The organism is Catenuloplanes sp. NPDC051500 (assembly GCF_044454585.1).
In the GTDB taxonomy this organism is placed as follows: Bacteria; Actinomycetota; Actinomycetes; order Mycobacteriales; family Micromonosporaceae; genus Catenuloplanes.
In genome coordinates this window covers 56269-69201 of sequence record NZ_JBITDX010000033.1, presented here as the reverse complement: position 1 = coordinate 69201, position 12933 = coordinate 56269, and the positions used below count along the sequence as shown (strand labels likewise).

The following is a 12933-nucleotide window of genomic DNA, read 5'->3' as shown; positions in this document are numbered from 1 at the left end:
AGCGTCATGATCATGATCCTGTCTGCACCACCAGGCCGAAACCCGGCAATAACGGATAATCTACACATCCGTTACACAGACCTTCCGACACGCTCGAATAGCGTGCTCACGCCTCACCTGACGTCCTGCGCATTCGCCGCTTCTCCGCATTCCACCCATATCCCCGCTGCGCCGCCCAGCCCGGACCCCACCTCGCCCACCCCGCCGCACCCCGCCCGCCTAGCCGCCCTGCCCTGCCCCGCCGCGCCCCGCCTCGCCTCGCCTCGTCGCGCTCCGCGCCACCTCGCCCCGCCCCACCTCGCCGCGCCCCGCCGCGCCGCGCCCCGCCGCGCCCCGCCGCGCCCCACCTGGCCCGCCTCGCCTGGCCCCGCCTCGCCTGGCCCCGCCGTTGATCTTGTTTCGTGTGCGCAGCACACAAAGGTGACCGCCTGGCTGCCCCGTCTGCCATCGACCCGCCCATCGGGGAGCAGATCATCGGCAGGGCCGCCACCAACGGGCAGATACCAACACCGCGAAGCGCCACCAACGGCACGCGCCCACCCACGGGCCGGAACCCGGCGAACCCAGCAGACTCGTAAGACCCGATCAAGCCGCCGCCAACACCACCCAGCCTGGCGGCCCTCCCGATGATCTGCTCGGCTCTGCCCGGGTCGATGACAGACGGGGCAGACAGGCCACACGAAACCCAGCCACAGACAGGCTTTAGCAGCGCAGCTGACAGTACTTTCGGTTGCCCCGGAGCCGGAGCGCTCCCCCCGGAGGGCCGCCGGAGGCAAAGAAACCGCAGCCAACCCGCCCCACCTCACCAACGCATTGAAATGTCGGGGTAGAGCGCGCACCGCCGCTGACCAGCAACATGGCAAGACACCGCGCCCCGCGACACCTGATGCCGCACAGCGCCCGATGCCGCACCAGGACCACACCTAAGGTCAGTAAGTCATTACCAGCCTTCCGCGGTCAGGATGAGGGCGCGCCAGGGGTTCTATATAACGAAATTTCGGGCGCAGAGTGCCCGACTCGCACCCCGACCGCGAAACCTCGGTAAATTGCGGGCGTGTAGCGCCCGACCGTCGCCCCTCGCGGAACTCACAGAACTCACGCATCTCGCGGAACTCGGGGAACCCGCGCAACCCGCGCAACCCGCGCAACCCGCGCAACCCGCGCAACAGGGTGGCGAGTTCGCCGGCCATCCCGCGTAGCGCCTGACCGTCGCTACCTTGCCCTCGCCCCTCGCCCCTGAATGGGTAACAGAGTCGCTCCCGCGGGCGAACCTTGCCAAGGTCGAAGACTCCACCGCCGCTCCCCTCTACCCCTCCCATCGGAGCCGGTTCCGCACGGCGCGGGACAAGGCGCGCGGGTCCCGGGGTGGCACACCGGCCACGGGGCGACGCAGGGATGCGAAAGACGGCGCCGCCCGCCCGGGAAAGGGCGAGCGGCGCCGTTGTCGAAGCTGGTCAGCCGAGCTGGGCCGCGACCTCCTGGCGGAGCGCGGTAAGCGTCGGGTGGAAGGCGTCGCCGGGGCACTCCGTCGCGGCAGCGCCGATGGCGGCCCAGTCGCGGTGGCCGAGGATCGAGTTGACCCGCCCGCCGCGGCCGGAGACCGGGTTGACGTAGTCGACCTGGCCTGTCGGATTGAGGTTGTTGAGGGAGGCGAAACCGGCCAGCACCTTGACCAGGGACGCGCGCGCCGCGGCGGTCGGCTGGCGGCTGGTGAACCGGCCGAGCAGCGAGACGCCCACGTTGCCGGCGTTGAAGCTGCCGACGTGCGCGCCGTTGACCGCCTTGGGCCGGCCGTCCGGCCCGGCGGTGCCGCCGTAGACCGGCACGCCGTCGTCGCCGGACCAGCGGCCCTCGTAGACCGTGCCGGCCTCGTCGATCAGCAGCTGGTAGCCGACGTCGCCGTAGTCGTCGCTGATCGTGTCGTCGTAGTAGATGGCCCGGACGGTCGCGGCCGGGTCGGGGTCGTCGTTGTGCGCGTACAGACCGGTGTGGTGCACGGTCAGCACCTGGACCGGGTAGTACTCGGCCGGCCACTTCTGGGTGCCGTCCGGGTTGAGCCGCAGCGATTCGTCCGCGCCCCACGCCTGCCGGGGCAGGTACCTACTACTGAGTTCGAGCGGGGCGGAGCCGCGGAGCGGAAGCGCGTTCTTCGCGATGGCGGCGACCTGGCCGGCCGGGCCGTCGATTGTGTTCAGCTCGCGCACCACGGCCGGGCTGCCGTCCGCGGTCTGCACCTCGTACCCGGTGACGCCGTGCGCCAGCACCAGCGACCGGTCGCCGGCCCGGGTGATGCCGTCCCGGCCGCCCTGGCAGGTGGACAGTTCTATCCACTCGCCCCAGCCGCCGCTGCCGTCGCGCAACCGCACCGCGGCGCTTGCGGCCGCCGTCACCGAGAGGTGCGTGAGCGTGAAGTCCGCGACGACGTTCTGCTCGCGGCTCGCCACCTGCCCGCGCTCGCGGGCGAGGGTGCGGGGGATGCGGCGCGGCTCGGCACCGGCGTAGGCGATGCCGCCCGCCGCCGCCGCGAGTGCGCCCGCGCCCACTACCGTCGCGCCGGTGAGCAGTCTCCGTCGAGAAACCACGTGTGGACCTCCTGGTAGTTCGGGCCCCGCCCGCCGGGATCCCCGGCGGGCGAAACCAGGCCAGCCAACATCGACTCAACCCTTACCCCGAATCGACGTCCACACCATGCCATGTCGTGGATCAAAAAGTGCTCATCGATGCCCACAGAGGAGGTTCAGCGGTTCTCCTCGATCGTCCGGCGCGGCCCGGTGAACCAGTGGCGGGCCGAGATGAACCACCAGAGCGCGACCAGGCCGACCACGCCGCCGACCGCGAGCGGCGCGTAGTTCACGGCTGACCAGGCGAAGTCGGAGCCGGACGGTACGCCGCCGGGCACGATCGGCAGCACGAAGTAGATCGAGACGATCGCGATCTCGATCACCGCGAGCCAGCACATGACCTTGTACTTCCGGCCGAGCGTCCACGGGCCGGGCCGGAACGCGTCGCCGATCCGCAGCCGGAGCGCGATCGGGATGAGGAACGCCAGGTAGAGGCCGATGACCGCGACGGAGACGACCGCGTAGAACGCGATCGGCACGCCCTCCCGCTGGTAGAGCGCGGGGAGCGTGAGCACCAGGCCGGCCGCGCATGCGCCGAGGATCGCCTTCACCGGCGTGCCGTTGCGGTCCACACTGGACCAGAGTCGCCAGCCTGGCACCGCGCGGTCCCGGCTGAACGCGTACGTCATGCGGGACATCGACGTGACGCAGGACATGCCGCAGAAGAACTGCCCGACCGTGGAGATGATGATCACGGCCTTGTAGAAGAACGGCGTGAGCGCGGACTCGAAGATTGCACCGGAGAAGCCGAACGCCTCGTTGATCGCGGTCACGTCCGTCGCCGCGAACAGGAACGACAGCAGCAGGATCCAGCCGCCGATCGCGGAGTAGAAGATCGACTGCCAGAGCCCCCGGGCCGCCGCGGTCGAGGCACCCTTGGTCTCCTCGGAGACGTGCGCGCACGCGTCGAAGCCGGTGATCGTGTACTGCGTGAGCAGGAATCCCAGCGGCAGCACGTAGAACCAGTACGTCGGCCCGTCCACCGACCCGCCGGCGAACCCCGAGTTGTTGAACCGCTCGGTGAACACGAACTGGAAGCTCTGGTGCTCGTCCGGCACCAGCAGCAGGATCAGCACCACCGCGGCCGCGCCGAACACGTGCCACCAGACCGACACGTTCTGCAGCACGTCGATGATGCCGTGCCCGAAGATGTTGATCGCCGCGTGCAGCACCAGGATGATCACGAAGAGCAGGAACGCCTGGTTGAGCGTGCCAGCCCAGCCGTCGAACAGCGCGGACAGCGTCAGGTTGAGGAAGGTGGCGCAGCCGTAGTCGACGGACGCGGTGACCGCGACCAGGCCGATCAGGTTGAGCCACCCGGTGAACCAGCCGTGCACCGGCCGGCCCATCGTCGCGGCCCACCAGTAGATGCCGCCGGCCGTCGGGTACGCCGACACCAGCTCCGACATGCACAGGCCGATGATCAGGATGAAGATCGAGATCAGCGGCCAGCCCCAGGCGACCGCGACCGGGCCGCCGTTGTTCCACGCCTGGCCGAACGTGGTGAAGCAGCCGGCCAGGATCGAGATGATGGAGAACGAAATCGCGAAGTTGGAGAAGCCGCTCCACGAGCGGCGCAGTTCCTGCCGGTAGCCGAGCTCGGCGAGCAGGCGGGCATCGTCATCGGCGGGCTGTGCTGGGGTTTCGGTGCTCACAAGAACCTCCGAACGCCTGCGGGTGCGCGCCAGTGTCGTCCCGCCGACTCACGTCGGTCAATACTCACGACGTTAAAGATTCGTTCCGGCGTACGACTAAATGCGTTGCAGATCGCCTGGTGGCAGCGCATCCTTCCTGGTGTCACGCGAGGGCCTTCGGCCGGCCCTCCGGCGGCGCGGCGGCGGGCACGTCACCTCTCTCGCCGCGCCCGATCGTCGCGCCGCCACCCACGCACCAAGAAACCCCCAGGCGAGGCCTGGGGGTTTCTTATATGCACGGCGGTCTCAAGACTCTCGCCCCGTCCCTGCCGTGGGGCGCAGTGGGTTCCGATGCCTTCGTTCCAGTGGAACTATCGCCCTTGTGCCCTCTGCTGTCTCCGACGTTACGCCCGGTCGGCGCCGTCGCGCGGGGAGATCGGAAAATTCGCCAGCTGGGTGTCCGGCCGCACCCGGTGGTAGACGTTGGCGGCGTGCCTGCGGACCGAGCCGAGCCGGTGCCGGGCCGCGACCGTGGCGTACCGCACGCGCTGGGCCGGGGGTGCGGTGCCGATGCCGGAGAGCGCGTAGCCCTCCGCGGCCAGACGGTCGCCGAGTGCGTCCTCGCAGAGCGCGATCTGCCACGGCTCCAGCCGGTCGCGCCAGGTGCCGACCCGATCGTCGCCGACCTCCGCATGCGTGCGGACGTGCCACTTCTTCCGCTCGGGTACGGCCACCGACGCCACCCGGTCCGGCCGGGTCATCGCGGGGTCGAACTCCTCGCCGAGGAAGTCGCAGAGCCGGCGCAGCTCCGTTTCCGGGTCCTGGACCAGGCTCTCGTACCGCAGCGGGAAGTAGGAGTCGGCGTCGAGCAGCCGCTCGGCCCGCCGGGCGCCGTCCACCGCCCTGGCCCAGGCGGAGATCGCCTTGTGGATGCCGTCCTGGTGCCACGGCATCTCCAGCAGCGAGGCCACGCAGTCGCGGCCGTCCCGGGTGATCGTGACGATCTGCGCGTCCGGGAAGAGCCGCCGGATCACGTCGACGTTGTGGATGTAGGACGGCCGCTTGTCACCCCAGCGCGGCCGGCCGAAGCGGTGCGCGTACGCGCGGAAGACCGTGCCCATCGCGGAGCCGAGCGTGGGCGGCCCGGCGACGATCTCCGCGGTCACCGTGTCCCGGTCCAGGCCGAGGTCGGCGACCTTGGTCTCCTCGCTGAAGATCCAGTCGGCGAGCGCGCGGAGGTTGCCGGGTTTGCGCAGGTCACCGAAGCGGCCGCGGACCGCGTACCCGGAGAGCACGAAACGGGTCTCCGGCGGGATGGCGATCCGCGGGTGCGCGTGCAGCATGAGCTGCAGCATCGTGGTGCCGGATCGAGGGCACCCCATCACGAAGATCGGTCGGGCGCTCATCACACCAGGTCAAACGATGCTTTATCGCCCAAGATACTCAAAATCCCGGCAGGAAGCCGTCGGTGGCCGCAGCCAGCGGGTTGAAGAACAACGTAATTACGTAATAATGGAATTATGGAGAACGCAGAACTCGACTCGCGCCTCGCGATGATCGAGGCCCGGCTCACCGCACTGGAAGGGCCGCCGGCCTCCCCCGCGACCGCGGCCTCGGGTGACGACCGCTTCTTCGCGCTCAACGGCGTGAAAAACACGATCGGCGACGGCACCGTCTTCGCCGGGCACGTCGAGCTGCCCACCGGCGCGGTCTGGGAGTGGCAGTGGGGCCCGGTGCCCACCTCCGCCACGCTGGAGTCCGACTGGTCCGAGTCGGTGCGGTCGCTCAGCGCGCTCGCCCACCCGGTCCGGCTACGGCTGCTGCGCGAGGTGCTGCTCGGCGCACGCACCGCCACCGAACTCGGCGACCTTGAGGGCCTGGGCACCACCGGTCAGCTCTACCACCACCTGAAACAGCTGGTCAGCGCGGACTGGCTGCGGTCCTCCACCCGAGGCGTCTACGAGGTGCCGGGCGAGCGGGTCGTGCCGCTGCTCGTCATCCTGACCGCGAGCGCCAGATGAAGGCCCCGGTGATCGCCACCGCCACCGCCGTCGCACTGCTCGCCGTGGCCGCCGGCCTGTTCGCCGGCCCGCGCCCGCCGTCGCTCGACGACGCACCGACCGGGGACGCCGCGCTCGCCGCCCGGGTGCGTGACGCGGCAGGCGACCCGGCCGGTTTCCGCGCGCTCTCCGTGGTCTCGGTGGAGAACGGCACCGTGCGGTACGCCGGGCTCGGCGACGGCGCCGTCACGCCGGACACCCCGTTCGAGATCGGCTCGGTGACCAAGACGCTTACCGGCATGCTGCTCGCCGACCTGGAGCAGGACGGCGTGCTCAGCGCGCGCGACACGCTCGGCACGCTGCTGCCCGGCACCGAGGGCCCGGCCGCGTCGATCACCGCGGAGGAACTGACGAGTCACCGCGCGGGCCTGCCCCGGCTGCCCCCGATGAACCTGGCGTCACTGCTCCTGCGCCAGACCCGGGGCGCGGACCCCTATGCCGGGATCACCACCGCCGACATCGCCCGCGGGCTGTCGCAGACCGGGGAGCTGGACGGCCGCGGCGAGTTCGCGTACTCCAACTACGGCGTGTCCGCGCTCGGGCTCGCGCTGGCCACCCGCGCGGGCACGCCGTACCCCCGTCTGGTCTCGGATCGGATTCTGACGCCGCTCGGCATGAACGACACAGTGTTCACGCTTGACGGCGCCGGGCCGCCGCCGGGCGCGACGGCTGGGGGCACGCCGGCCGGTCGGGCCACCGCGCCGTGGACCGCGTCCGGCATCGCACCGGCCGGCGCCGGCGCCTGGTCCACCGCGGCCGACCTCGGCCGGCTGCTCACCGCGCTGCTCGCCGGCACCGCACCCGGCCAGGCCGCGACCACGGCCCGGTTCGATGCCGGCCCGAACGAGCGCGTCGGGTACGGCTGGCTCACCCGCGACTCGTCGATCGTCTGGCACAACGGGGGCACCGGCGGGTTCAGCTCGTGGGTCGGCTTCGACCGGGCGACCGGACGCGGCGTGGCCGTGCTCGGCAACACCACACGGAGCGTCGACCCGATCGGCCTGCGCCTGCTCGGTGCGGACCCGCCCGCCGCCACCCGCGCGCCGGCGGAGTGGGCCACCACAGCGGTCACCGTGTTCCTGCTGCTCTCGGGCGCGTCACTGTTCACCACCGCGGTCCGCCGCAGGTCCGACCGGCTGCACCTGACCGAGGCCGCGCTGATCGCCGCCGGCTGCCTGGCCCTGGTCCACCGCACCGGCGACTGGCTGATCATCCCGTCCTGGCTGTGGGCGGTCGCGCTCGGCCTGTCCGCGGCCGGCGCCGTGGTCGCGGCCCTGACCTGGCGCGGCCGGCCGACGCTGCGGGACGCCACCAAGGCCACGACGCGCTGGGTGAGCCTGGCGGTGTCCGCGGTGCTGGCGATCGCACTGGCCGCGATGGTCCTGTCGTAGGGGTGCCGGGCTACGGCTGGGCCAGCCGGCCGGCCGCGGACAGGCGGCGCATCACCGCGCGGTGCGGCACCGCATGGCTGGTCCGGCCGCCCGCGCCGATCGTGGTGACGGCCATGAAGAGCGAGTTCAGCAGCGCCTCCTCGACCGCGTCGAGCACCGCGGCGAAGACCGGGTCGAGCGCGTCGTCCGGGACCGCGGGCCGGCCGGGGTCCGCGGTGCCGAACGCGATCGCATAATCGCCGCTGCCGCTGCTGAAGGACGCGCCGACCCTGGCCATCGCGAACACCGCGCGCCGGGCGACGCGTCCGAGCTGGCGGGCGTCCACCGGCACGTCGGTGGCGACCACGATCATGCAGGAGTTGCCGGGCGGCGTGATGCGGGCCGCGTCCGGGATCAGGTCGGTCACCGGCAGCGGCACGCCGAGCGCGGTCAGCACGCCGCCGAAGTTCGACTGCGCGAGCACGCCCACGGTGCCGGGCCGGCCGGCCACGCGCACGGTCCTCGACGACGTACCCATGCCGCCTTTGAAGCCCAGCGCGGTGGTCCCGGTCCCGGCGCCGACGCAGCCCCTCCGCCGCCGGTCCGGCGGACGCACCGCGCAGCGCGGCAAGCACGTGCTCCTCGGTGATCGGGCGGCGGCGGACGTCCGACAGGTGGCCGTCGTTGGTCTCGCCGACCAGCGGGTTGAACGAGACCTCGCCCGGCCGCCGGTCCATCAGGTAGCTGAGCAGCGCGTCCGCGGCCCGGAACACGGACAGCGTGGCGGTCAGCACGATCGGCGACTCAAGCACGCCGAACTCGTCCACCTGGGTCGAGCCGACCAGCTTGCCGTGGCCGTTGCCGGTGAACACGGCCGCGGGCATCGTCCACCGCCCCGGACCGAGCCCGAGCGGCACGACCGCGGTGACGCCGGTACGCAGGCTCACGCCGTCATCGACTGTGGTGTGCCCGACAAGGACGCCGCCGACGTCAGTGATGCCGTTGTGCGGCCCGGTGGGCAGCGGCCCGACGACCACACCGAGGTCGCGTGCGCGACGAGGTGGCTGATTCACGTCTCCTCCAGAATTCGGAGTGTAAACACAGTAGATCGATGGGCGTACGCCTGAGAAGATCCGCGTCATGGTGGTGGAACGGCGTGATCTGAACGGCCCGGACGACCTCGATGCGTTGCAGGAGTTCACCAGGCGCACCTGGACCGCGGTGTCCCGCTGGCACATCGGCGACATCGCGTGGCAGTTCGGGCAGTACGACGGCCCGATCCCCGGCACCCGTACGTCGCTGTGGCTCGAGGACGGCCGGGTGCTCGCCGCGGTCTCCGCGCACGGCACCGAACGGCAGGACGGCGCGTCGCTCACCTTCCACGCGGACCAGGCCCGCCCGGACGCCGCGGACATTGCGCTGGCCTGGGTTCGGGAGACCTATCCTGATCCGTCGGTCAGCATCCTGGAGACGGAGCACCACCTGGCCGCCGCGCTCGTCCGGGCCGGGCTGCGTACCGATCCGGACGACGACGCCCCGTTCTTCCTGGCGCACCGGATCACGCTCGACGAGAAGCTCCCGGCGACGGACCCGCTTCCGGGCGGCGCGACCGTCCGGCCGGTGCAGGACCGTGCGGAGCTGCCCCGGCGGGCCGCGCTGCACCGTGAGATCTGGGCGCCGTCGACGGTCTCGGACGAACGGTACCGCACGCTGGCCGGCCGGCCCGCGTACCGGATGGAGTTCGACACGGTCGTCGAGGACCGCGACGGCACGTTCGTCGCCTACTGCCTGGGCTGGTACGACGACACCAACCGGGCCGGCCTGCTGGAGCCGATCGGCACGCTTGAGCCGCACCGCCGCCGGGGTCTGGCCCGGGCCGCCATCCTCAGCACGTTGCACGCGTTCCGCACGGCCGGCGCGGATACCGCGATCGTCTACTCCCGTGGCGACGACGCGTATCCCGTACCGCGCTATGTCTACCCCACGGTCGGTTTCACCCCGTACGCCCGAACGCGCGTCTACCGCTAGAAGACGCCCGCTTCCTGGCAGGCGGTGGCGTAGATGCCGGTACACAGCTGCGGCGCGGTGTAGAAGCCGTCCGCGATCACCGTGTCCTTCACGTTCCTCCAGGTCACCACGACCGGCGGCAGCAACACCGAGGTCACCTTCTGCGTGCCGTTGTCGACGAACGTGGTGGCCTGCCCGGCGTAGCGGACGCCTGTCGCGGCGGCCACGGCCATGTCCGCCGCGACAGTGGCCTGCGGCTTGATCGCCTTGTAGATGGTGGAGTACTGCTCGCCGGAGAGGATCCGCTGGACGGCCGCGATCTCCGCGTCCTGGCCGGTGACCGGCGGCAGCGTCGTCACACCTGCGCTCTTCAGCGCCTCGATCACGCCACCGGCCGTGCCGTCGTTGGCCGCGTACACCCCGACGATCTTCTCCGCGCCGAGCGTGCCGATCGCCGCCTCCATGCCGGCCCTGGCCTGCTCGGCCGACCAGTCCCGCGAGTCGAACTCGTCGCCGACAGTGACGTGGCCGTCAAGCACGGCGTGCGCGCCACTCTTGAAGTCGGCCGCATTCGGGTCGGTGGGCGCGCCGTTGACCATGACGATCGGGCCGCTCGCGGTGGTGCCGTTCGCGGCCAGCGCGTCAAGCAGCGACTGCGCCTGCACCTGGCCGATCTTCTGGTTGTCGAACGAGACGTAGTAGTCGACCGGTCCCTTCGCGAGACGGTCGTAGGCGACCACCGGCACGTCGCGCGCCTTCGCGTTCTCCACGACGGAGACGGCCGCGGCCGCGTCGACCGCGTCCAGGATCAGCACCTTGACGTCCTCATCGAGCAGCTCCTGCGCCTGGGTGGCCTGCTTCGCCGCGTCGGAGTCGGCGTTGCGGTAGAGCACCTCGCAGTCGGCGCAGGCCTCGCCGAGCCGGGCCTCGATGTAGGGTCTGTCGAACGTGTCGTACCGCGTCGTCTTCGACTCGGGGAGCAGCAGGCCGACGCGGTAGCCCCGGCCGTCCGCCGCGGAGTCGCCCGCCGCCTCACCGTCGCCGTCGCCGCACGCCGCGACCGCGAGGCTCAGCACGAGAATTCCGGTCGCCGCGAACCGTCTGCCCATGCGCACACGTTCACCCTGCCAGGTAAAAGGGGAAATTTCGGCTTTTAGGGGCTTTCCAGGAGGCGCTTCGCCGGGCCGACCGTGGAGACGGTGACGCCCAGCCGCACGTGCAGCATCCCGGCCTGATGCCCGAGCGCGCCCACCACCGCCGGCACCACCGGCAGGATCCAGTCCGCGAGCAGCCCGCGGTCCGGCAGATTCATGATCAGTACCGCCGCACCCGCACCGCCACACCCGTGCGCAAGCGCCCGCCAGGCCGCCCGGCCGGTGTGCCCGACCGCAGCCCGCCGTGCCGCCTTGTCGCCCAGCTTGGGAAACCCATCCAGCGCTCGCGCGTCCCGCCGCCCGAAGTTGGACCCGGTCACCGCCGCCGCCACCGACGTACCCGCCACCACCGCCACCAGCAGATCCCGCGTGACCAGCCAGAGCAGCGCGAACACCCCGAACCCGGTCCCCAGCGCAAGCAGCGCGCGCAACCACTCTTTCCGCTCCCCCGGGTACCAGTAGTACTTCGTCGTGGTCGCGGACACCTGCTTCACGATCTGACCCATTACCCACCCCAGCTGAGTCGTGACTCAATCGTCACCGATCGTAATGACCCGGACCGCCGCCGACCCCGAATCCCAGAATCCGCCCCCACCCAGATCAACGACATAGATTAAAAGCCAGCACCGCGGGGGTACGGCCCGGCCGCGCCGGCCCCCGTTGCCCATGCCGCCGGGGCGGGACACAGCTATAGCGCGATCAGATCCAGCGCTCGCCCATGTACTGACCGCGGTCAGGGTGGGGGCGCGTCAGGGGCTTCTATATGCCGAAATTTCGGGTACGGAGTGCCCGACTCACACCTCGACCGCGAAACCTCAGTAAGCGGACCGGCGCGTCGGACTTCGCTGGCGCTCCGCAGGTCGCGCGGAGCTGGAGCGGTCCCGCCGTGGCCATACCTCAGACGACTCCGTCGCCGAATCTCGGTTCACAGGTGGCGTGGCGTTCGCTCGCCTCCACCATGCCGGAAAGAGCATGCTCACGTGGGGAAGCACCTGGGTTTCGGCCACCCACGGAGCCGGAAGGAAGGCCGCCTGCGGCCGACCGGAGCCCGCGGGAGCATGCGGAACTCGACCACCGCGGAAGCGGGAAGAAAGATCTCAAGGTCTTGATCTTTGCTCCCCGCGGGCCGTGACGACGCGGCTGGAAGCCCGCTCCGGTCCCGCTGTGGAACCGGGTGCTAGAAGAGGATCGTGGCGAAGGTGCCTGCGGACTGGAAGCCGCAGCGGGCGTAGACCCGGCGGGCCGCGTGGTTGTAGTCGTTGACGTAGAGGCTGACGGTGGGGGCGACGCGGCGGAGGGCGTCGGTGACCACGGCGGCCATGGCGGGTGCGGCGATTCCGCGGCCGCGCCAGGCGGGATTGACCCAGACGCCCTGGACCTGGGCGGTGTGCGGGGTGATCACGGCGAGTTCGGCCTTGAAGACGACCTGACCGTGCTCGGTGCGCACGTAGGTGCGGCGCGCGCGGACCAGCTCGGCGACGCGGCGCTTGTAGCCGCTGCCGCCGCCGTCCGCGAGCGGCGAGACGCCGACCTCCTCGGTGTACATCGCCACCGCGGCCGGGAACAGCACGTCTATCTCGGAGTTCTCCGCGAGGCGGACGGCCGGGTCGGCGGCGATCGGCGGGACCGCCCCGGTGGCCAGGATCGGCTGGTTCGGGCGGACCTCGCGGGCCTGGCCCCAGGTGCCGGCCAGGCGTTCCCAGAGTCCGAGCACGGCGTCCGCACGGCCGACGATCGAGGAGCAGCCGCGGTGCTCGCCCGCGATCAGCTCCGCGAACGCGTCCACGGCGGGCGGGGTGGCCAGGATCGGGGTCAGGTGGGCGCCGGACCAGAGCAGCGACTCGAGCTGGCGGCGGGCACCGTAGCCGTAGACGCGGCCGTCGCTGCGCCACCAGGACAGGCCGTGCGCGGCGATCCGCTCGGCGACCTGGGCGGTCGCGTACGGATCGGAGTCGAGGACCCTCATCACAGCCCCGCGCTCGGTCTCGCCGAGCTGGCGAACCGGCATCGTCAGCACGCCCTCAAGCCTGCCAGATCCCCGGGGGTTCGCGTGCATCAACTCCCCGCCCTTTCGGTCCGTCCGCCTC

General features: G+C 71.2%; 10 protein-coding genes and 1 pseudogene. 3 read left to right on the top strand and 8 right to left on the bottom strand.

Annotation, left to right across the window (positions count from 1 at the left end; all coding sequences use genetic code 11):
• Positions 1-1454: 1454 nt before the first annotated feature.
• The 3 genes from ACIA8K_RS38135 to ACIA8K_RS38125 all read right to left on the bottom strand — a co-directional run bounded on the left by ACIA8K_RS38135 (position 1455) and on the right by ACIA8K_RS38125 (position 5661).
• On the bottom strand, positions 1455-2582 hold the full coding sequence (locus ACIA8K_RS38135; protein ID WP_396068360.1) for a peptidoglycan recognition family protein: 1128 nt from the start codon (positions 2580-2582) through the stop codon (positions 1455-1457).
• 155 nt (positions 2583-2737) lie between these two features.
• Positions 2738-4276 carry an amino acid permease gene (locus ACIA8K_RS38130; protein WP_396068359.1) on the bottom strand — a complete coding sequence of 513 codons (1539 nt, stop codon included), beginning with the start codon at positions 4274-4276 and terminating at the stop codon, positions 2738-2740.
• A 383-nt stretch (positions 4277-4659) separates the two neighbouring features.
• A complete protein-coding gene (locus ACIA8K_RS38125) occupies positions 4660-5661 on the bottom strand; it encodes a sulfotransferase family protein (RefSeq protein WP_396068358.1) in 1002 nt (333 codons plus the stop codon).
• 114 nt (positions 5662-5775) lie between these two features.
• On the opposite strand from ACIA8K_RS38125, the gene ACIA8K_RS38120 reads away from it, so the two are divergent.
• Positions 5776-6276 carry a helix-turn-helix domain-containing protein gene (locus tag ACIA8K_RS38120; RefSeq protein WP_396068357.1) on the top strand — a complete coding sequence of 167 codons (501 nt, stop codon included), beginning with the start codon at positions 5776-5778 and terminating at the stop codon, positions 6274-6276.
• A complete protein-coding gene (locus ACIA8K_RS38115; protein ID WP_396068356.1) occupies positions 6273-7706 on the top strand; it encodes a serine hydrolase domain-containing protein in 1434 nt (477 codons plus the stop codon). Before ACIA8K_RS38120 ends, ACIA8K_RS38115 begins: the two co-directional genes overlap by 4 nt.
• A 10-nt stretch (positions 7707-7716) precedes the next feature.
• On the opposite strand, the gene ACIA8K_RS38110 is transcribed toward ACIA8K_RS38115, so the two are convergent.
• Complete coding sequence (locus ACIA8K_RS38110) at positions 7717-8223, bottom strand: P1 family peptidase (protein ID WP_396068355.1); 507 nt, start codon at positions 8221-8223, stop codon at positions 7717-7719.
• A 121-nt stretch (positions 8224-8344) separates the two neighbouring features.
• A pseudogene (locus ACIA8K_RS38105) lies at positions 8345-8827 on the bottom strand (P1 family peptidase); the annotation flags it as partial.
• Here ACIA8K_RS38105 and ACIA8K_RS38100 point away from each other — a divergent pair.
• On the top strand, positions 8826-9713 hold the full coding sequence (locus tag ACIA8K_RS38100; protein WP_396068354.1) for a GNAT family N-acetyltransferase: 888 nt from the start codon (positions 8826-8828) through the stop codon (positions 9711-9713). The pseudogene ACIA8K_RS38105 and the gene ACIA8K_RS38100 sit on opposite strands and share 2 nt — an antisense overlap.
• Here ACIA8K_RS38100 and ACIA8K_RS38095 read toward each other — a convergent pair.
• From ACIA8K_RS38095 to ACIA8K_RS38085, 3 genes are all read right to left on the bottom strand, one after another.
• Positions 9710-10801 (bottom strand): sugar ABC transporter substrate-binding protein, encoded by a 1092-nt coding sequence (locus ACIA8K_RS38095; protein ID WP_396068353.1) that lies wholly within the window; start codon positions 10799-10801, stop codon positions 9710-9712. The two genes, ACIA8K_RS38100 and ACIA8K_RS38095, sit on opposite strands and share 4 nt — an antisense overlap.
• A gap of 44 nt (positions 10802-10845) precedes the next feature.
• Positions 10846-11352, bottom strand: coding sequence for a hypothetical protein (locus ACIA8K_RS38090; RefSeq protein WP_396068352.1), 507 nt, complete (start codon positions 11350-11352; stop codon positions 10846-10848).
• Positions 11353-12023: 671 nt separating this feature from the next.
• Complete coding sequence (locus tag ACIA8K_RS38085; RefSeq protein WP_396068351.1) at positions 12024-12863, bottom strand: GNAT family N-acetyltransferase; 840 nt, start codon at positions 12861-12863, stop codon at positions 12024-12026.
• Positions 12864-12933: the final 70 nt, after the last annotated feature.

Excerpts from the sequence above, each read along its gene's own strand:
- ACIA8K_RS38125 (WP_396068358.1), bottom strand. The coding sequence starts at position 5,661 with ATGAGCGCCCGACCGATCTTCGTGATGGGGTGCCCTCGATCCGGCACC.
- ACIA8K_RS38120 (WP_396068357.1), top strand. The coding sequence starts at position 5,776 with ATGGAGAACGCAGAACTCGACTCGCGCCTCGCGATGATCGAGGCCCGG.
- ACIA8K_RS38115 (WP_396068356.1), top strand. The coding sequence starts at position 6,273 with ATGAAGGCCCCGGTGATCGCCACCGCCACCGCCGTCGCACTGCTCGCC.
- ACIA8K_RS38110 (WP_396068355.1), bottom strand. The coding sequence starts at position 8,223 with ATGGGTACGTCGTCGAGGACCGTGCGCGTGGCCGGCCGGCCCGGCACC.
- ACIA8K_RS38100 (WP_396068354.1), top strand. The coding sequence starts at position 8,826 with ATGGTGGTGGAACGGCGTGATCTGAACGGCCCGGACGACCTCGATGCG.
- ACIA8K_RS38095 (WP_396068353.1), bottom strand. The coding sequence starts at position 10,801 with ATGGGCAGACGGTTCGCGGCGACCGGAATTCTCGTGCTGAGCCTCGCG.
- ACIA8K_RS38090 (WP_396068352.1), bottom strand. The coding sequence starts at position 11,352 with ATGGGTCAGATCGTGAAGCAGGTGTCCGCGACCACGACGAAGTACTAC.